Annotated in this window: 12 protein-coding genes; 5 read left to right on the top strand and 7 right to left on the bottom strand. The window is 39.1% G+C overall.

Annotated elements, in window-relative coordinates; genetic code table 11:
- Positions 1 to 3: 3 nt before the first annotated feature.
- The 5 genes from AC3FI7_RS08745 to AC3FI7_RS08725 form a co-directional block, all read right to left on the bottom strand.
- On the bottom strand, positions 4 to 2,958 hold the full coding sequence (locus tag AC3FI7_RS08745; RefSeq protein WP_491461866.1) for a SusC/RagA family TonB-linked outer membrane protein: 2,955 nt from the start codon (positions 2,956 to 2,958) through the stop codon (positions 4 to 6).
- 966 nt (positions 2,959 to 3,924) lie between these two features.
- On the bottom strand, positions 3,925 to 5,394 hold the full coding sequence (locus AC3FI7_RS08740) for a TolC family protein (RefSeq protein ID WP_491461865.1): 1,470 nt from the start codon (positions 5,392 to 5,394) through the stop codon (positions 3,925 to 3,927).
- On the bottom strand, positions 5,387 to 8,548 hold the full coding sequence (locus tag AC3FI7_RS08735) for an efflux RND transporter permease subunit (protein ID WP_291895993.1): 3,162 nt from the start codon (positions 8,546 to 8,548) through the stop codon (positions 5,387 to 5,389). The genes AC3FI7_RS08740 and AC3FI7_RS08735 overlap by 8 nt, the downstream gene beginning before the upstream one ends.
- 15 nt (positions 8,549 to 8,563) lie before the next feature.
- Positions 8,564 to 9,649: an efflux RND transporter periplasmic adaptor subunit gene (locus AC3FI7_RS08730; RefSeq protein ID WP_142726240.1), complete on the bottom strand. Its 1,086-nt coding sequence runs from the start codon at positions 9,647 to 9,649 to the stop codon at positions 8,564 to 8,566.
- A gap of 103 nt (positions 9,650 to 9,752) precedes the next feature.
- Positions 9,753 to 10,211 carry a hypothetical protein gene (locus AC3FI7_RS08725; RefSeq protein ID WP_343659028.1) on the bottom strand — a complete coding sequence of 153 codons (459 nt, stop codon included), beginning with the start codon at positions 10,209 to 10,211 and terminating at the stop codon, positions 9,753 to 9,755.
- 224 nt (positions 10,212 to 10,435) lie between these two features.
- Between AC3FI7_RS08725 and AC3FI7_RS08720 the strand changes: the two genes are divergently transcribed.
- The 3 genes from AC3FI7_RS08720 to AC3FI7_RS08710 all read left to right on the top strand — a co-directional run bounded on the left by AC3FI7_RS08720 (position 10,436) and on the right by AC3FI7_RS08710 (position 14,047).
- The gene (locus tag AC3FI7_RS08720) at positions 10,436 to 10,999 is read left to right on the top strand and encodes a TetR/AcrR family transcriptional regulator (protein ID WP_491461864.1); all 564 of its coding nucleotides are present in this window, start codon (positions 10,436 to 10,438) and stop codon (positions 10,997 to 10,999) included.
- Between the two features lies 1 nt (position 11,000).
- Positions 11,001 to 12,413 carry an MFS transporter gene (locus AC3FI7_RS08715; RefSeq protein ID WP_491461863.1) on the top strand — a complete coding sequence of 471 codons (1,413 nt, stop codon included), beginning with the start codon at positions 11,001 to 11,003 and terminating at the stop codon, positions 12,411 to 12,413.
- 125 nt (positions 12,414 to 12,538) lie between these two features.
- Complete coding sequence (locus tag AC3FI7_RS08710) at positions 12,539 to 14,047, top strand: amidohydrolase family protein (protein WP_491461862.1); 1,509 nt, start codon at positions 12,539 to 12,541, stop codon at positions 14,045 to 14,047.
- Positions 14,048 to 14,138: 91 nt separating this feature from the next.
- Here the strand turns inward: AC3FI7_RS08710 and AC3FI7_RS08705 are convergent, their stop codons facing one another.
- Both AC3FI7_RS08705 and AC3FI7_RS08700 read right to left on the bottom strand, forming a co-directional pair.
- Positions 14,139 to 15,350: a winged helix-turn-helix domain-containing protein gene (locus AC3FI7_RS08705; RefSeq protein WP_491461861.1), complete on the bottom strand. Its 1,212-nt coding sequence runs from the start codon at positions 15,348 to 15,350 to the stop codon at positions 14,139 to 14,141.
- Between the two features lie 98 nt (positions 15,351 to 15,448).
- A complete protein-coding gene (locus AC3FI7_RS08700) occupies positions 15,449 to 16,390 on the bottom strand; it encodes a LacI family DNA-binding transcriptional regulator (RefSeq protein WP_491461860.1) in 942 nt (313 codons plus the stop codon).
- Between the two features lie 243 nt (positions 16,391 to 16,633).
- On the opposite strand from AC3FI7_RS08700, the gene AC3FI7_RS08695 reads away from it, so the two are divergent.
- Both AC3FI7_RS08695 and AC3FI7_RS08690 read left to right on the top strand, forming a co-directional pair.
- On the top strand, positions 16,634 to 19,057 hold the full coding sequence (locus tag AC3FI7_RS08695) for a TonB-dependent receptor (RefSeq protein ID WP_491461859.1): 2,424 nt from the start codon (positions 16,634 to 16,636) through the stop codon (positions 19,055 to 19,057).
- A 59-nt stretch (positions 19,058 to 19,116) separates the two neighbouring features.
- Positions 19,117 to 20,238, top strand: a complete 1,122-nt coding sequence (locus AC3FI7_RS08690; RefSeq protein ID WP_491461858.1) for a glycoside hydrolase 100 family protein — start codon at positions 19,117 to 19,119, stop codon at positions 20,236 to 20,238.
- The last annotated feature ends 4 nt before the right edge of the window (positions 20,239 to 20,242 follow it).

The following is a 20,242-nucleotide window of genomic DNA, read 5'->3' as shown; positions in this document are numbered from 1 at the left end:
CTTTTAAAAATTAAGTTTAAACCCTAAAGAAACACTTGACAAGAGAGAATAGCGGTACGAATCAGAAACTCCCGTGAGTGAAGCTCTCGGATCATATCCTTTTCTCTTGGACCACAGATAAAGATTGTTTCCCGTTACATAAATTTTCAGACCTGACAAGCCTGCCTGCTGCGCAAAATCATCGGGAAGCTGATAGGAGAGCGTTACATCCTGAAGACTGATATAATCTGATTTAATCAGATAAAGTGTTGAATTTCCATTCTGGTTCGTTGCCGTAAGATCTACCCTTGGCAATGCTGCATTTGGATTTTCCGGAGTCCATGTTTTATCCAGATCTGTTGAATAGTTGGATCCATAGCTATCAGAATGAAATAAGCTTCTGTAAATGTCATCATATCCATAACCTCCGAACTGATAAGCAAAATTGACTGCCAGATTAAATCTCCTGTAAGAAAAATCTGTCCCAAACCCACCATATACCTTTGGAATGGCAGATTTTCCAGTGTTATAGTCGGTAGCCTCCTTATAATTATTGGTAACTGTTCTTTCTTCTTTTTGAGTAGTAGGATTTATCGTTGTCCGGTACCATAAGGCATCCCCGTTTTCAGGATTTACTCCGGCAAATTCTTTGAGGAAATAAGTATAACGGTCCCCACCTTCTGTAAGAATAAACAAACCGGTTACAAGACCTGTATTTCTCTGTTCAGCCGGTAACCGGGTGATCTTATTTTTATAATGAGTGGCATTGGCATAAACTCTCCACTGAAACTCATCACCACGAAGAATATCTACATTTAGATTAGCCTGAACTCCTCTGTTGGTCATATCCCCTATGTTTCCATACTTTACATAAGAACCGGCATTGGAGGGAGGAAGGGGAAGGGTATAAATCATATCCGAAACTTTCCTTTCAAAATAATCTGCATTCAGGGTGATTCTGTTTTTTAAAATGGAGAGCTCAAAACCGGCATTCAGATTTTTCGAAGTTTCCCATTTTAAATCTTTATTCCCTTGCTTCTTCAGAGACAGAACAGGTTTGTCATCCCCGAAATTATTAATTCCATAAATATCCTGATAGGCATAATAATCCCTGCTGGAGCCTCCTAAAAGAATGTTGTCATTTCCCTGCTGACCGTAAGAAGCTTTTAATTTTAAAGAATTAATCACGGTGTTATCCTTTAGAAAATCTTCTTTTGCAATATTCCAAGCTAATCCAAGTCCATAGAAGTTTCCCCATCTGCTTTCCGGCGAAAAGACTGAAGAGCCATCTCTTCGGACATTGGCATTGAAGAAGTATTTACCGTCATAATTATAGAGCAATCTTGTGAAATACCCTTCTACAGCATATTCATAGCCGCTTCCGGACAACCCGGTAATTTTTACAGCATTGTCAAAAGCTTGTGAATCAGGTAATAAAAGCTGTTGCTTTGATCCTGAAAACCCATCATCTTTTATCTTATTCAATTCATGTCCTATAAGCAGGTTAAAGCTGTGATTTCCCAGTTTTTTCTGATAGGTAAGCAATTGCTGGTGGTTTAAGGTATATTTAAAGTTAGAACTCTGTGAAATCGTTCCTCCTACAGAAGAAGAAGTTCCTCCTTCCGTATTTCCGAACTGCAGGTTTCTTGCATTTTCGAGATAAGCCCCGAAATTATAGGTAAAATCCAGCCCTTTGATGATTTCATAATTTAGGCCAAGATTAAGGTTGGTAATATTACTTACCGTTTGAGATTTGTTTTTTTGAAGGTTGCCTACAGGATTTTCGAAAACAGCATAAGATCTTGTGGCTCCGTTGGGTCCCTGGCCGTCTCCGTAATCATATAAAGCATTTCCATACTTGTCATAAAGCCTTTGGTAATTGTTATCCCGCAAGAAAACAGGATAGAAAGGAGCAATATTTCTGGCAAACTGGAATGGGTTGGAAAAACCGCCGGTCTCACCGAAATCCTGTTTGCTGTAAGTATAAGATAAAGCACTGGTTAATTTCAGTTTTGAAGTGATGGAGTAGTCCACATTAGACCTGATCCCGAATCTTTCAAATCCTGAAGAAATCAAATATCCTTTATCATCCAGATAATTAAGCGAAGTATATGATTTTACCTGGTCACTGTTGGCATTGATTCCTACGGTGGCTTCTCTTCTCAAAGCTGGTCTGAAAAGCAGTTTTTTCCAATCGTCCTGATACAGTAATTTCGCATCAGGATTGAATGATCCATCCTTTGAGATCAGTTGATTGAAAGGAACATTATAAACATTGTAACCCAGTTTGGCCAGTGCTGCAAGTCCCACATCATGTGGAGAAGGGCCGGAAGGAACAGCTCCCGGCTGTTTCAGCCTTGCGATTTCACCTATTCTGGCTCTGTTGTAGTAGGCCGTATAATAATCCTGCGGAGAAGTATACACAGAATAATCTTCAATGGATCTGAAGTTAACTCCCGTTCTGACATCAGCTTCAATACTTAATCCCTTGCTTTTCCCTCTTTTTGTATTCACAATAATTACTCCGTTGGCCCCTCTGGAACCATATAAAGCATTGGAGGATGCATCTTCAAGAAAGGAAATACTTTCAATATCCGATGCGGCAATACTGTTGAGATTTCCACTGTACGGAATGCCGTCCAGTACAATTAACGGGTCGCTGGATGCATTGATAGAGCCAATTCCTCTCATCCTGATGGTAGGCTGGGAACCTGGCTGTCCTGAGGAGATTACCTGTACTCCCGCTACTTTTCCTCCAATTCCCTGAAGAATATTTCCGTTTTGAAGATTAGAAAGATCCTTGGCCTTCAACGACTGTACAGATCCTGTAATCTCTTCTTTTTTCTGCTTTCCAAAGGCTACCACCACTACTTCTTTGATGGAGGTTTCCCTGGAAAGGCTGTCTTTGCTTTGGGCAAAACCATATTCCGCGAATAGCAGTAAGGCCAATACACCAAGCTTGCATTGTTTCTTTTTCATTATATTAATCTAGGTTTAAATTTGACTGTGTATTACTGCTGATCCTCTGGTAGAAAATGTAACTTTCTGCCTCCTTTTTCAGGGAGGTTATAAAAAACAGAAGGTTTAAATTTACAGGAGATGTACCCGGATGAAAGAAGCCTTGAACGCTTTGGCTTTAATTCCTACAGTAATGAATGTACCGCTTAAAAGTCAGCACATCATCATGCACATCATATCAAAGCACATGTCTTGAGAAATACAGTTGTGCAGTGAATGGGCAGGCATTTCACAACACATTTGCTGTGTGGAAGCTGTCGCCGTAATGGTGCATAGGTAAGAATTAAAGGTATTCTTATTCATGAGAATAAAGTTTATTTTTTTTTAACTGGGTCAAAATTATTTAATAATTGGTAAACCGGTATAAAGAAGGGATATGAGATAAATCATATTAGTCTACTAAATTAGTAGATTAATATAAAAAAACCAGAATGTATAAATTTATTTATTTGATAATCAGTGTTTTGTTTTATTATTCAAAATGTTAAAAAATGATAAAAAAATTAGATTTTGATAGTTTAATTAAAATTAATATCAATAAGTCTACTTTTTTTATAGACTTTTATTTATTTTATAGCATTATCAATCATTAGAGTAGGCATCATAAGCTTTATCCTGCTATCCGCTCATACTCCTCGCACCTGGCTGAATCCACATTCTGCTGTGGGGTAACCGCTGCTATCAGGGCTAGAATAGAATTATAAATTATAAATTATAAATTATGAATTATGAATGGAAGAAATATACTCAAACCTCTGTGTCAAACCGTGAGATCTGCGGTTAAATAGCCCCTAGATTGTTATATTCAATAGAAATGGGCATTAGCCCGTTTATTAAAAAATAAAATTTCATCTGGCTTCAGCCAAAACCTAAAAAAAGAAGCCCACCTTTCGGCAGACTCCTATAAAAACAAGATTGAAAAGAATTTTATTGTTTGGTAATATCCGGAACAGCCAAAGGAGTCTGGTCCCAACCGCCACCAAGCGCTCTATAGACAGCAACACTCGCCTTAAGTTGGTTCACTTTCTTTTCTACCAGCTCAAACTTTGATTCCAGGGCATCCCGCTGAGTCAGCAGGACTTCCATGTAATCGGCACGGGCATATTTGAACAGGTCGTTGGAAATATCTATAGACTTTGTTAAGGCATTTACTTCCTTCGATTTGATGTTCACACTGCTTTCCAGATTATGGATTTTAGATAACTGGTTTGCCACTTCAATATAAGCTCCCAAAACGGTCTGCTCATAATGATACACAGCCTGAATCTGTTTTGCATTGGCATTGTAATAAGCGACTTTAATGGCTCGTCTGTTGATCAGAGGAGCTGTAAGTTCTCCCGCAAGAGAAAACAGGAATGACTGAGGCTTGATGATGTACAGAGGATTAAAAGCCCGTAAACCGATTCCGGCAGAAAGATCAAGAGAAGGGTAGAACCTTGCTTTGGCCACTTTAATGTCCAGCTTGGCTGCAGCCAGCTCATATTCAGCCTGCTTGATATCCGGACGGTTTTCCAGCAAATCAGAAGGAATTCCTCCGTACACAGCTTGCGGAACAACAGAATCAAAAGAATTCTGGCTTCTTTCTACGGGCTGAGGAAATCTTCCTACCAGATAATTGATCTTATTTTCAGTCTCCACAATCTTTTGCTGGATATCATACTGCATTCCCTGGGTTTTCAGAACCTGGGCTTCAAATCGCTGCACTGCCAGCTCATTGGACCGGGCATTCTTTTTTAAATCCTTGATAATCTCCAGCGCATCATTCTGAATTTTGATATTCTGATTCAGAATAACCAGTTCATTATCCAATGCCAGCAGCTCATAATAAGAATCTGCAATCTCTGAAATAAGATTGGTGGTCATGAAGTTTTTGCCTTCAATGCTGGCAAGATATCGCTGTACCTGAGCTTTCGTTGCATTATGAAGTTTTCCCCAGATATCTGTTTCCCATTGTGCCTGGGCACCTACTCCAAAATCAAATAATGGCTCCGGCATTTCACGGCCGGGTTCTATTTCAGTGTTGGCCTCCATAGCCCCGATATTGGTATAGCGGCTTACCTTATCTACTCCTGCACCGGCTTTTAAACCCATAGAAGGAAGATATTCCCCTTTCCTGGCTTTGATTTCATTTTTAGACATTTCAATTTCCTGAAGAACAATATTAAGTTCCTGGTTATTCTGAAGAGCCTGGCTAATCAGTTCCTGAAGATGAGGATCACTGAAGTATTCATTCCACTTCATTTTTCCTGTATTGATGGTGTCATTTTCTGCCGGACCGTATTTTTCGGGAACGGTTTTATTCTCAGCACGCTGTTCTATTTCGATAGGTTTACAGGCAGTAAGACTTAATAAGAAGACTGCCAGACCTGCATATTGATATATTTTTCTTTTATTCATAATGGATCATGTCTTCGCTTAATGGAGATTCATCTTCGTCTTTAATCATTTTTTTACCATCAGACCACTTGGCAAATATGTAGTAGAGCCCCGGAATAACAATGACTCCGAATAGTGTTCCTATAAGCATTCCTCCCAATGAAGAAGCCCCGATGGTATGGTTTCCGATAGCTCCGGCACCTCTTGCAAAAACAAGCGGAACCAATCCTGCAATAAACGCAAAAGAGGTCATCAGGATCGGTCTGAAACGGGCTTTGGAGCCCTCAACCGCTGCTTCCAGGATAGAATCTCCCGCCTGGCGCCTTTTCACCGCAAATTCAACAATAAGTACTGCGTTTTTACCCAGTAATCCGATAATCATAATTAATCCTACCTGTGCATAAATGTCATTTTCCAGTCCCATTGCTTTTAACAGTAAGAAAGATCCGAATACTCCCACCGGAAGCGAACACAGTACAGCAAAAGGAATGAGGAAGCTTTCATACTGAGCTGCCAGAACCAGATACACAAATACCAGAACAACAAGGAAGACATAGATGGCCTCGTTACCACGCTGCGCCTCATCGTAAGACAATCCTTCCCATGCCACTTTATATCCGTGAGGAAGCGTTTTTGCCGCGGTTTCATTGATGGCCTGAATAGCATCAGCGGTTGTATATCCAGCGGCCGGAAGTCCACGGATTGCAGCTGAATTGTACATATTGTAACGGGTAATCTCGTTAGGTCCCTGTGTTTTTTTCATCGTCATAAAGGCTGAATAAGGAACCATTTCATCACGGTCGTTTTTCACATACAGATTCATGATATCTGTAGGAAGTCTTCTGAATTCCGGGGACGACTGTACATATACCTTAAAGAACTGTCCGAAACGGATAAAGCCCTGCTCATAGGTACTACCGATCAGAATGTTGAGGTTATCCATCGCTTTTCCTATAGAAACTCCCTTCTGCATGGCGGCATTATTGTCAAACACCAGCTCATACTGAGGATAATTGGCAGCAAAGAAGGTGAAGACCCCTGAAAGTTCTTTACGTTTTTTTAGCTGGGCGATGAAATTTTTATTGGCTTTATCAAATTCCTGATAATCGGTAGTTCTGTTCAGATCCAGAAGTCTCATAGAGAAACCTCCAGAAGATCCGAATCCTGGTACAGCCGGTGGTTCAAAGAACTCAATGGTAGCTCCAAGATCTTTTGATTTTTCTTCCAGCTCTTCCATGATTTCCTTTACAGAATGATCACGGTCATTCCAGCTTTTAAGGTTGATCAGACAGGTCCCTGCATTGGAGCCGCGCCCTTCCGTCATAATCTCATATCCAGCCAGTGACGATACAGATTCCACACCGTCTACGCCCATACATATTTTCTGTAAGGTCCTCGAAACTTTATTGGTCTGCTCCAGGGTAGAACCCGGAGGAGTCTGAATAATGGCATAAATAGTTCCCTGGTCTTCATTCGGGATAAACCCGCCTGGCAATACTTTGTTGATCACAAAAATTCCTGCACAGAAAGCAATCAGAATTCCCCATGTCACCACTTTTCGGCTCACAATTTTTCTAAGGAATGAAGCGTATTTTCCGGTTACTTTATCAAAACCGCTGTTAAAAGAGTCTAAAGCTTTGGTGAAAATATTGACTTTTTTAGGCTTTCCATGATGGTTTTTCAATAACATTGCCGCCAAAACCGGAGTCAGCGTAAGCGCTACTACTGCAGAAATCACAATAGAACTAGCCATAGTAATAGAAAACTGACGATAGAAAGTTCCCACCGGACCTGTCATAAATGAAATAGGGATAAAAACGGCTACCATCACGGCTGTAATGGCAATAATGGCTCCGGCAATTTCACCCATCACTTCTTTTACCGCTTTATAAGGCGAAATATTACTGTCTTCCATCTTGGCATGAACGGCTTCTATCACCACAATCGCGTTGTCAACTACAATACCGATGGCCAGTACCAATGCGAAAAGGGTAACAAGGTTGATGGTTAATCCGAAGAACTGGATCACAAAGAATGTTCCGATCAGAGAAACCGGCACGGCAATAATAGGAATCAGGGTAGAACGCCAGTCACCCAGGAAAATGAAAACCACGATGGCCACAAGGATAAACGCATCTCTCAATGTATGCATTACCTGCTCAATAGAAGCATCCAGGAATTGGGAAACGTCATAACTGATTTTGTAATCAACCCCCGGAGGGAAGTTTCCTTTCATTTCTGCAAGTTTTGCCTTGACATCCCTGATTACATCATTCGCATTACTTCCGTAGTTCTGTTTTAAAACGATAGAAGCGGAAGGATGCCCATCAAGATTGGAATAAATATCAAAGAACTCACTTCCAAGTTCCACTTTGGCAATATCTTTCAGCTTTACATTCTCTCCTTCAGCATTGGAACGGACAATGATATTTTCATACTCTTCCGGCTTGTTGTACTGTCCTTTATAGGTCAATACATATTCCAGCGACTGTGCTGCAATACCGGAACTTTGCCCGATTCTTCCCGGACGCCCGATAATACTTTGTTCTCCAATCGCTTTCATCACCTCATCTACCGAGATATCGTAAGCACGCATACGGTCGGGGTTCAGCCAGATACGCATGGCATATCTACGGCTTCCCAGAATCTGAGATTTTGCAATCCCGTGGATACGGTTGATTTCCGGGATGATATTCACCATAGAGTAGTTGTACAGGAATTTTTCATCCATACTTTTATTCGTACTGTAAAGATTCACGTACATCAGCATACTCGGCTGGATCGGGTTTACCACAACCCCTTCTTTCTGTACAAGTTCCGGTAATAGAGGCATTACCTGGTCTACTCTGGTTTTTACCAGTACTACCGCTTCATTAGGATCGGTTCCGGGATCAAAGACCACATTGACAGTAGCTTCTCCGGCACTGGTGGCATCGGTAGTGATGTACCGCATTCCCTGAACACCATTGATGGCATTTTCAATTGTAATCAAAGATGATTTTACCAATACATCTGCACTCGCTCCGGGGTAGGCAATAGATACAGCTACTGTTGTAGGCGCAATTTTAGGAAACTGCTCTGTAGGAAGCTGCTTCATCGCGATGCCTCCCATAAACAGGATTACAACCGATATCACAATGGCGAAAACCGGTCGGTGTATTACTTTTTTAAACATAATGCTGCTTTTGGGTTACTCGGCGTACAGATCCAGATTCGACATTACTTTTTCAGGCTTTTGGTATTTTGAACTGATCTTTTGATTTTCCTGAACCATTCTAAGACCCTCCAGAAGGATTCTGTCATCCTTTCCAAGCCCTGAAGCGACTACATAAATATGTGGTAATTCAGCAGCAACTTTTATTTCTCTGGCATGTACTTTGCCATCTTTGCCGATCACATAAACGTATTTCTTTTCCAGCTCCTCGAAGGTTGCTTTCTGGGGGATCATCATGGCGTTGGCATAAGGGGATGTGATGACGATGTTTCCGGTTTCTCCGTATCTCAGCAGTCCTTTAGGGTTAGGAAATGTTGCTCTGTAGGCAATATTCCCTGTTTCATTGTCAAAGTCAGACTCTATTGTCTGTACAATACCGTCCTGAGTGAATTCTTTGCCATTGGCCATTCTCAGACGTACATGCATTGGATTGCTGTCCTTTTTGGCGTCCATCTGATTAAGATATTCAGCCTCCGGTACATTAAAATATACCCACATTTTACTGTTGTCGGAAAGTTCAGTTACCAGTTCACCTTCATCCACCAGGCTTCCTTTTCTGACATGCAGTTTTCCTACAATTCCATTAAAGGGAGCCCGGATTTCTGTGAATTTCAAATGGGTATTCATTGAAGCAAGTTCAGCCTGGGCTTTTTCATATCTTGCTTTAGCCATCGCCATTTCCTGCGGGGCTACAATGTTTTTGTCTGAAAGGTTTTTGGTATTCTGATATTCGATTTGTGCATATTTCGACTCTGCTTTTGCACGGTTTACATCAGACTCATAAAGATTAGGCATGATTTTAAATAGCAGCTGCCCCTTTTGTACAAATTGTCCTTCATCTACATAAATAGACTGAATGTATCCCTTTTCCTGAGCACGGAGCTCAATATGATTGATAGAACGGATTTGTGCTACATAATCTTTATTGACCAAAGTATCTTTTACAAGCGGACTTGTAACGTTGAATGATGCTGCTTCTGTCTTTTCCTTTTTTTCAGGCTGACAGGCTGCTAACAAGAAAATAAGGCACAGATTAATATACATGAGACTTTTCTTGACCATGATAATATTGTTTTATAATAATTTATAATTGAAAAAATAGAGTTACCTGCTCTCAAATAGAATTGAAAGCCTATAAAAAGATTTCGGGAAAATTATTATAAAATCACAGTCTGATGACCCTGTACTGAATGTACAGATCATCATGTAAAGTTTTTAAATATTCTGACTGAGAAAGTGAAACAGCGATTTTTCTGTCATGAAAGGTAGTGACAAAACCTGAGATCAGGTGCCAGAAACCATCTTTGAAAAGCACAAGAAGCTCTGTAGAATCGGATGTCTCTAGATTGTCGTCATTTTCGTTGTCATTTTCAGAAAGATTAGCTCTGATCTTGTTATAGCGGGGATGACTGATATTGTAAGCATCATTGGTCTCTTGATTTTTAATAAAGGCAAAAGATTTTTTGATGCTTTTTTTCTGATGAACCAGAAGATCTGTAGTAAAGTGAAGATCAGAAGAAGTATCTGTTGAAATATACTGCTGAATTTGCCCATAATACCAACCTAAAACGGTAAGCAAGGCAAATAATAAGCTGTATAAATATTGATAAAATCTTTTCCGCATCCAGAGACAAAGGTAACTAAAACTTAAAAATAAGTGCAACCGCTAAAGATTAAAAAAGTGTTAAAAAGTAATAGTCTTACTGAAAAAATCCGTTTGTTTTCCAGACTTTATTGAAAATTAAAGAGAAGTGGTGTATCTATGAAAGGTAAAATCAATAAACAGGATAGAAAAAAGCTAAAAAATTAAATAGACAAATTTGTCTATTTAATATCTATCTTTGCTTCATGAAACAGAGAGGACAGGCTGTCATTGACAAAATTTTAGATACCGCAGAAAAATTATTCTACGAACAGGGGTATAACAATACCGGAATTAACCAGATTATAAGTGAATCTGATATTGCAAAAGCTTCTTTATATAAGCATTTTGAAACAAAAACTGATTTATTAATTGCCTATATCCAGCGTATGCATCAGCTTTGGTTCAGCAGGCTGGAAGCCAGTGTAAATGCAGTCAGCGACCCTAAGGAAAAGCTGCTGGCCATTTTTGACCATCACACCAAGCGACAGGAAATCAGACAGTATGGAGGATGTCCGTTTATTAAGGCCAATGATGAAGCCGGAACAAGTGATCCCAGGGTGTTAGCAGAGATTCAGGCAACAAAAGTTCACAGTAAGGAATTTATAAAAACACTTGTGATAAATTCCGGTCACAAACAAATGCTTACCGATGAGGATCTTACCGAAATGATCTATGTAATGCTGGAAGGTTCTATAGTTACAGCTTCCGTTTTTAAAAATCCGGATGAGATACAAACAGCAAAGAAAATTATTCAAAAACTGATTTAAAATGAAAACTACAAATAATAAGTGGCTGGAACTCATCATTGTTCTGGCAGCCCCTTTACTTTCTGTTATAGACGTGTTTATTATCAATATAGCCATACCCACTATCAAAAAAGGGGTTCATGCGACCGATGGTGAAATGCAATTCGTTATTGCTGGCTATCTTCTCGGTTATGCTGCTTTTCTGATTACAGGAGGAAGGGCAGGGGATCATTTCGGAAGAAAAAAAGTATTCTTCTGGGGAATGCTTGCTTTTACAGTAACTTCCTGTTTATGCGGGTTGTCACAGTCTGCATTACAGCTGAATATCACACGGTTTTTTCAGGGATTAAGCGCTTCGTTTATGGTTCCGCAGACCATTGCATTTATTCAGATCCTTTTTACAGAGACTAAAGAGCGGGCGAAAGCATTTGGTCTGTACGGAATTACTCTGGGAACAGCTGCTGCAATAGGTCAGGTACTTGGTGGTTATTTATCTGATACACATTGGATGATAGAAGGCTGGAGACTGGTTTTCTTTATAAACCTTCCCATAGGGATTATCACCCTTTGGGCAACCCAGAAATACGTTACTGAAACCCCCAGACATGAAAGTACAAAATTTGACTACACCGGAGTTGTCATATTAACCTTTGCTCTGTTCTTTCTTATTTATCCCCTGATTCAGGGACGGGAGTCAGGATGGCCTTTGTGGAGTTTCGGACTTTTAATGCTCTCTTTTGTTCTGTTTGTTATTTTCATTTATAATCAAAAAATAAAACTGGGGAAAAATGGTAATCCTTTGATTGATGTCAGATTATTTAAAATAAAGGATTTCAATATCGGGCTTACGGCTGTTTTATTTCATTTTATGCTTCATACTGCCTATTTGTTACTGAGTGCCGTATATCTTCAGAACGGACTTGGGATTTCAGCACTGGATTCCGGATTATACTTTATTGCACCGGGGATTCTGTTTGTTGTTTCTTCTGTTATGGCTTCCAGACTGATTGTAAAATATGGAAAGAAAGTACTGCAGATAGGTGTGGTGATTCTTTTCTTTGCATTTTATCTTCAGATGACACTTTGGAAGCCGGGAATCAGTACCGGGCTGATCATAGGATTAATGGCAATGTGGGGATTTGGAAATGGTTTGGTTCTTCCTTCATTATTGAATGTTGCCCTTAAAAATGTGCCTTCCCGGTATGCAGGAAGTGCGGCCGGAATATATTCTACTTTTCAGCAAACCGCTTCTGCATTAGGGGTTAGTGTTATTGGCGGGGTATTTTTCTATTTTTCAAAAGACGGTTGGCAGACAGCTTATCATTTTGGGATTATTGGTGTTCTTATCTGTGTGATTATGGTAGGTTTGATGTTACAATTATTACCGGCTTCTGAACCCGTAGGTGAACATGGGAAGAAAACAATTAAAGCATAATAATCTTGGAGGTTTTTAACAAAATTAATTTTATTTTTGAAATAGCTTTATTCTGCACAATTTTTGCTGTAACAAGCTACTTTTAACGGTTAATACATGACCGCAGTACAAAATTCTCCAATATTATGATGAAAAAATACCTTATTTATATATCGCTTTTAGGAGCACCTTTATTTTGGGGACAAAGTAAAGTGACTGGAAAATCTGCTTATGAGCAAAGCCTGGCTTTATCAGAGAAGGAAAATGAGGCAATGGCATTTGATGCTAATGTCAGGTTAACTGATGCAGAAATAGCTTTGGATAAAAAAATATTCCAGCTCCGTAAACAGTTTCTCAGTGATACAGAAGCGAAGAAAATATCTTTATATAACAGTTCTTTTAATGAATTAAAACCATTGATAGAAAGCAGCAAGCTGTTTGAGCTCCTTCAGGGTATGCCGAAAGGAGGTCTGCTGCATACCCACAGCGGAGGAATAACAGACGTGAAATGGGTCATTTCGGCTGCCAGAAAATATCAGGAATGCTATGTTTACGATCAGAAAGATAATGATCAGTTTATTTTCGGACAGTTGGCTTTTTTTGAAAAAGGAAAAGTTCCGGCCGGATTTGTAAGTCTTGATAAAAAGCTGGCTTCAGATCCTGGTTTTGAAAAAGAACTGCAGGACCTTCTAACCCTGAAAAGGGATAATCTATGTTCTTATACAGATTATTGGATCGAGTTTGAAAAACGGTTTAAGCGCATCAACCTGCTGCTTCCGTATCGTCCTTTCTTTAAGGAGTATTATCTGAAAGGATTTCAGGATCTGATAAAAGACAAGGTGCAGCACGTAGAAATAAGATATATCTTTGATGAACTTTACGATTTTCAGCATGGAAAATATCCTTTGAAAACTTCTGTCACAGATCTGCAGGACATTATTAAAGAAATACAGAAGACAGATCCGCAGTTCACACTGAAGCTGATCTATTCAAGCTTTAAATTCTTGGATAACGAAAGTATTGGAAAACAATTGGAAACTGCTTTTGAACTGAAAAAAGAGTTTCCGGATATGATTTCAGGCTTTGATCTTGTAGCAGATGAAGCTGCCGGGCATCATATCAGTTTCTTTGAGAAAAGCTGGGCAAAAATGAATGAACTTAATAAAAAGTATGGTGTGGAAATACCTCTTTTCCTTCATGCCGGAGAAAGCAATTCTGCCCTGAACAAAAATGTACTGGATATTGTTCCATTGAACAATAAAAGAATTGGTCACGGGCTCAATCTGATTTACTTCCCGAAAACCATGGAACAGATCAGAAAACAGAATAAGCTGGTAGAAGTAAGCCCGATCAGCAATCAGATCTTAGGATATGTAAGCGATCTGAGAAATCATCCTGCAAGAGTGTTATTGAGCAATGGAGTGCAGTGCTCTATCAACAGTGATGATCCTTCCGTATATGGCTATACAGGCTTAAGTTATGATTTTTGGGTTACGCAGGTATATTGGGAACTGGATCTGAAAGCAATAAAAAAACTGGTTTTCAATTCTATTGATTATTCTTCTTTGAATGAAACAGAGAAAAAGAAAGCTGTAGCTTATCTGGACCTGCAATGGAATAATTTTGTTCAGAAAACAAACCAGAGCTTAAACTAAATAAGTTTTTCCTGAAAAGATAAAGAGGCTGCCTCAAAAGTCATATAACTTGGCTTTTGAGACAGCCTTCTGTTTTTAACAGAGATGCCAACTATTTTTTTAATTTTAATCCGGACAGTTTTTTCCTTATATCAGGACTTTGTTTTGACGGACTTACATTGGTCAGAACCAAAGACTCACAGCCATTAAAGATTGCAAAACGCTTTACGGTTTCCATAAAAGGAGTAAGCCATAATTCAGTAGCTATAGCGCCGTTTTCAATATGCAGATGAATAAGCTCAAATTTTTTTTCTTTTCTGTGCGCTTTACAGTCCACTCTTCCAATAAACTGGTCTCCGAACAGGATGGGAAGACAGAAATAACCATACTGCCTTTTTTCTTTTGGAGTATAGCATTCCAGACGGAAATCAAAATCAAAGATCTGTTTGATTCTATCCCGGTGGATAATAGAATTATCGAATGGAGAGAGCAGCCATACACCTGGATCAGCAGGATCAAATGTTTTTTCCAGTATATCATTCTGGATGAAAACAGCGTTTCCTCCCTCAGCATTGACTTTGGAAATTATGCCTTCTTCAAGCATGCTTTGCAGTATCTCATTGACATTCTTCTTCAGGTCATTTCCGTTCCTAAGGTGAGTAATCTGTTTTACTGTGGTAAACCCATAGGAACGAAGATTGGTTTTTACCAGATATTCCGCTAATTCAGCAGACGTAGGTTCTGTAGTGCTAGTGAAAGAAGGTAATACTCTTTCTGACAGATCATAGGTTTTCTGCATTCCGGAGCGTCCGCTGATCATCAGATCTCCCTGCATAAAAAGTCTTTCAAGTGCGAGTTTAGCAGGTTTCCAATTCCACCAGCTTCCGGTTTTTTTGCTTTCATTTTCAAAATCCCTTGCTTTTTTAGGACCCTCATTGCGAATGGTATCTGTGACATATTTCATCACTTTAGGATCTGCATTATAGTAACGGGATTCTCCTCTTTTGATCATCAGCATTTGCGGTAAAACATAGCGGAAATCCTTCATGGGAAGGTAGGATGCTGCATGAAACCAATATTCAAATACTTTACGCTCTTCCACCAGTTCTTCCAGATAATCTGCCTGAAAATCAGGAACCCTTGTCCAAAGGGTATGATGATGGGCACGTTCAACGACAGAGAGTGTATCGATCTGTATATATCCAAGATGTTCCAATGCTTTAAGAACAGCTGTTTTCCCGGTTCCGAACGGCGTATTGTGTATTAAGCCCTGGCTATGTAATGTGATGAGTTTTAATTGCTGTGATGTTAACTTCTTTTCCATCTTTTATATCTGAATGATAGAGATTGTATGATGTTTTTTCAAATATACTGATTTAGCGGAAAGTCATAGGATGAGAAGATAGATAGATCTGTTTACCGTTACAGTTTTAGATCAGCATTTTTTACTATTTCCAGCAACCTGGCAGCAGCCATTGTGCCCATATTGAAGCCATCGTTGATAATACATTCATAAGATTCGTCAAGATATTTTGGAAGAGTACCTTCCGTTATAGCAATAACTTTGGTTTCTGAAGTTGGTATTTTTTTCTTGATAAGAGAGCTGTGCAATCCGGCGAGCGTTTCATCACTCATGGCAAAATATCCGTCAAAACGTTCATAATCCAGGATGATATTCAGTTTTTCTTTTACACTTTCGGCAGATTCACAATAGATTATTTTACACTCTGTTTCTGGTGATTCTTTTAATTTACCGATAAAAAAATCTCTTCTGGTCTGTGTTATTTTCAGGTTTTCATCACCAAATATGGCCAGTATCCTTTTACAGTTGTTTTTTATCAGTCTTTCGGCAGCTGTTTCAGCGTTGAGCCTATTATCGAAAATAATCTCGTCAAAATGATTCTGCGGAATTGTCTTATCAAAAATAACAACAGGAAGATCAATATCTCTGGCTTTCTGCAGGTGGGAGAGGTCTTTCGTATATCTTGTAAGAGAAATAAGGATACCGTCTACCCGGGAGTTGATGCAGGTAACAATATTTTCTATTTCCCTGTTTAAAGATTCTTCTGACGACAGTACAAAAAAATGATAACCCTCTCTGTGAAGTACAGAAGATATTCCTTTAATAATAGAAGGGATAAAAAACATGGACATTTCAGGAATAATAAGCCCAATCATTTTTGATGATTTCTTCCGGAAGTTGATGGCAAAGTCATTCGGGATATAATTAAAGGTTTCTGCTGCCTCTTTTACCTTAAGCTTTACAGCATTGCTGATATCAGGGTGATCCTTCAGTGCTCTGGACACTGTAGATACACTGATATTAAGCATTTCAGCAATGTCTTTTATTGTGACTCTTTTCATTTTTAAGTTAATTGAGGCAATTTTTGGGTTAATTTAGTGATGTTTTGGGAGTAAATTTAAGTTAAAAAATGTTAATTTATACAATTGAAGTGTTATAGAAAAGTTAAAATTAAAATAAGTTATCCACCGCAAACGTTTGCGCAAACGTTTGAATTTAATAATAATTTAACACTGTGAACAAACCATATTTTACATATGGTAAAAAAAATACTTTTAGACCATAATTAAAAAACTCCTAAAAATATGGAATCGAAAATTTTTACCAGACTGTTCATTTTGGGTGCTATGAATACCGCAGCATTTATGTTTTCCCAAAGTACAGAAAACGATACAATTGCAAAAGGTAAAGCAATTGATGAAGTAGTCGTTACAGGGAATTCAAACCCTAAAGCTTCTATTAAAACCAGTACTTCTATTTCAACATTAAAAATGAAGGACATAGAAAATGCTGCCCCAAGAACAACTGCAGAAATTTTCCGAACAATTCCCGGAATACGTTCAGAATCATCAGGAGGGGAAGGTAATTCCAATATTACCGTAAGAGGGGTTCCGGTTTCGGCGGGAGGTTCAAGATATTTACTGATTCAGGAAGATGGGTTACCGGTAATGCAGTTTGGAGACATCGCTTTCGGAACGCAGGATCAGTTTACAAGGTTTGATTCTTTTGTTTCCAGAGTAGAAGCATTAAGAGGAGGGTCTGCCTCTGTTTTTGCAAGTAATTCTCCGGCAGGGATCATCAATTTTATCACAAAAACAGGAGAAAAAGAAGGGGGAAGCATTACTCAGCAGATTGGGCTTAACTATAAAAATTACAGGACTGATTTTGATTACGGAACCCCAATAGCAGAAAATACATACGTAGCGGTAGGAGGATTCTACAGAATAGGAGACGGGCCCAGAAAGACCGGATTTAATTCCAATAACGGCGGACAGTTCAGGCTTTCTTTACTGAGAAAGTTTGATAGAGGTAGTTTCAGAATATACGCAAAGATACTGGATGACAGAACAGCAGCGTATATGCCGATGCCGGTAGGGGTTATGGGAACAGATGCAGATCCTAAATGGTCTTCTCTGCCGAATTACAATATTCTCAGAGGAGCTTTACAAACCATTAATCTGCAGCATGACAGAACCTTAGGGAATGACGGGAATATCTTTAACAGTGATGTTTCAGATGGAATGCACTCTCTTTCTAAAGTGATAGGTGCAGAATTTAATTATGATCTTGGAGAAGGCTGGAAGCTGGAAGAAAAAATTCGTTATGCAGCCAACAGTGGGCAGTTTATTGCCCCGTTTCCTGCGAGTGTAAGCAGAGGTAGTGATTTCTTTACTGCGGGTAATTTTACCAATTTCGGAAGCGCTGTTTATGCAGGAACCAATACTCCGGTCGATATGAATGCCTATTATATGAAGCTGGCTCTTTTTAATGTAAAGCTGAATAACTTCAATAATTTTGTGAATGATTTTAATATCAACAAAAAATGGAACGGATTAAAATTAAATGCAGGTTTGTATAAATCTACACAAAATATCAATATGTCATGGATGTGGAACAATTATATTCAGGAAGTAAACGACAGTAATGCCAGATTGGTTGATGTGAAAAATACGTCCGGAGCATATATAACAGATCATGGTTTACTGAATTATGGAATGAAAGACTGGGGAAATCTGAAGAGAGACTACAATACAAAATACGATATCACTGCCCCACATGCACAGATCGAAATCAATGCAACAGATAAACTGACGATAGATGCCGGAGCAAGATATGATATCGGGAAAGTAACAGGAACGTTCTCAGGAGCCACCGTTACCTATACAAGCCTTGATATGAATGGTAACGGCGTCATTGATATTCCTGAACAAATGGTTGGCTCAAATGATAATATCATTGTTCCTGTAAATTACAGATACGGAATTTTCGGATATTCAGTAGGTGCCAATTATGCGCTGAACAGTAAAAATGCAGTATTTGCAAGAGTAAGCCAGGGTGGAAGTGCTTCTGCAGACAGAATTTTGTTTTCAGGGTATAACTACACCAATAATGATGATCCTGCACTGGATGCTGTAAAGGTAAATAAGGTAAATCAGATAGAAGCCGGATACAAACTGAGAGGAGCCGGATATTTCCTGAATACAACACTTTTCTATGCAGGAACAAAGGAGGCCAATTATGAAGCGACAACTCAGAGAAAAACAGAAAATAAATACCAGTCCCTGGGAGTAGAACTGGATGGATATTACAGGATTACAAAAAGCTTTGAAGTAAAGGCAGGAATCACTTATACTCACGCCGAGATCAAAAATGCACTTGATCCTTCCATTATTGGAAACACACCAAGAAGAACACCTAAGCTGATGTATTCCGTAAATCCAAATTTCAATATGAACAAACTGAATGTTGGCTTTTATTTGATCGGAGCTACAAAAGCTTATACCCAGGATTCCAACAAGTTAATTATGCCAGGTTATGCTATTGTAAACCCTTATATTTCTTATCAGATCATGAAAAATCTTTCGGTAAGCGTGAATGCCAATAATATCTTTAATACCATTGCGGTTACAGAAGCAGAAGAAGGAAGCATCGCAGGCGGAAACGGAATCGTGAGAGCAAGAACGCTTCCGGGAAGCAGCTACAGTGCAAGTGTGAAATTTGATTTTTAATAGTTTGCTCATATGTGGAACGAATTTTTATTCGTTCTGCATTTTAAAAAAATAATAATATGTTTAGACAGGAAGCCATAGAGATTATCAGAAAAGCGATTACAGAAGAAGGAATTCTGGCATCTGCACAACAAAAAGACAATTACGCAAGAGTATGGGCAAGAGATTCTATGATGGCAGGGTATGCCGGAATTTTAATCCATGATGAAGAGATTCTTACGGGGCTTGAAAGATCTATTCTGACATTGGTCAAACATCAGGCAGAAAACGGGCAGATTCCCTCCAATGTGGTGAATGGCAAAGCAAGCTACGGAACACATGTTGGAAGGACAGATGCTACGGCATGGTGGATTGTTACCGCTTGCGAATACCTCAGAATAACATCAGATGACGCTCTTAAAAGCAGTCTGAAAAAAAAGATTTATCAGGCACTTTCATGCCTTAAGACTTGGGAATACAATCAGAGGGGGTTGGTTTACAGTCCATTGGGAGGAAACTGGGCAGATGAATATGTGACGTCGGGCTATACACTGTATGATAATGTTCTCAGATACTGGGCCTTGAAAAATGTATCAGAAGCCTATAATGATCCTGAATTAAAAACGGTATCGGAAAACACCAAAAATCTGATCCAGCAAAATTTTTGCAAAAATGATTCAAATGCAGCCAGGTATCATGAAACAGCTTATGCCAAAGCTTCAGCAAAACCCTTCTTCTGGGCATCTCTGAATGCAAACGGGTATGATGAGCGGTTTGATCTTGCCGGGAATGCACTGGCTCTGCTTTTAGATTTTGAAATTGATGTTCAGGATTTTTCAGAATTTTTAAGGGATATGAGTAATGAGTTTAAGCACTGGATGCTTCCCGTCTTTTACCCGGTTATTTTTCCAGGAGATGATGATTGGCGTCTGCTGGAAAACAATTACAGTTACAGCTTTAAAAACCAGCCTTGTCATTTTCACAACGGAGGATCATGGCCTATATTTTTAGGGTGGCTGTGTCTGGGTCTTAAGAAAAAAGGAATCAAGGAAATTCCTGAAAAAATTATTACACAATACGAAACATTAATGAATGAAAAGGGTGAGCATTTCAGAGAATTTTATTCAACAGACAAGCTTTTGCCACTGGGAACAGAGCAGCTCTGCTTTTCTGCGTCCGGATATATTTTAATGTCATTATAAAGAA

This window comes from Chryseobacterium sp. TQ-BC-N36 (assembly GCF_058382295.1).
This window is presented reverse-complemented; position numbering and strand designations above follow the sequence as displayed.

Excerpts from the sequence above, each read along its gene's own strand:
- AC3FI7_RS08730 (WP_142726240.1), bottom strand. The coding sequence starts at position 9,649 with ATGGTCAAGAAAAGTCTCATGTATATTAATCTGTGCCTTATTTTCTTG.
- AC3FI7_RS08700 (WP_491461860.1), bottom strand. The coding sequence starts at position 16,390 with ATGAAAAGAGTCACAATAAAAGACATTGCTGAAATGCTTAATATCAGT.
- AC3FI7_RS08710 (WP_491461862.1), top strand. The coding sequence starts at position 12,539 with ATGATGAAAAAATACCTTATTTATATATCGCTTTTAGGAGCACCTTTA.
- AC3FI7_RS08705 (WP_491461861.1), bottom strand. The coding sequence starts at position 15,350 with ATGGAAAAGAAGTTAACATCACAGCAATTAAAACTCATCACATTACAT.
- AC3FI7_RS08745 (WP_491461866.1), bottom strand. The coding sequence starts at position 2,958 with ATGAAAAAGAAACAATGCAAGCTTGGTGTATTGGCCTTACTGCTATTC.
- AC3FI7_RS08690 (WP_491461858.1), top strand. The coding sequence starts at position 19,117 with ATGTTTAGACAGGAAGCCATAGAGATTATCAGAAAAGCGATTACAGAA.
- AC3FI7_RS08740 (WP_491461865.1), bottom strand. The coding sequence starts at position 5,394 with ATGAATAAAAGAAAAATATATCAATATGCAGGTCTGGCAGTCTTCTTA.
- AC3FI7_RS08735 (WP_291895993.1), bottom strand. The coding sequence starts at position 8,548 with ATGTTTAAAAAAGTAATACACCGACCGGTTTTCGCCATTGTGATATCG.
- AC3FI7_RS08720 (WP_491461864.1), top strand. The coding sequence starts at position 10,436 with ATGAAACAGAGAGGACAGGCTGTCATTGACAAAATTTTAGATACCGCA.
- AC3FI7_RS08715 (WP_491461863.1), top strand. The coding sequence starts at position 11,001 with ATGAAAACTACAAATAATAAGTGGCTGGAACTCATCATTGTTCTGGCA.
- AC3FI7_RS08725 (WP_343659028.1), bottom strand. The coding sequence starts at position 10,211 with ATGCGGAAAAGATTTTATCAATATTTATACAGCTTATTATTTGCCTTG.
- AC3FI7_RS08695 (WP_491461859.1), top strand. The coding sequence starts at position 16,634 with ATGGAATCGAAAATTTTTACCAGACTGTTCATTTTGGGTGCTATGAAT.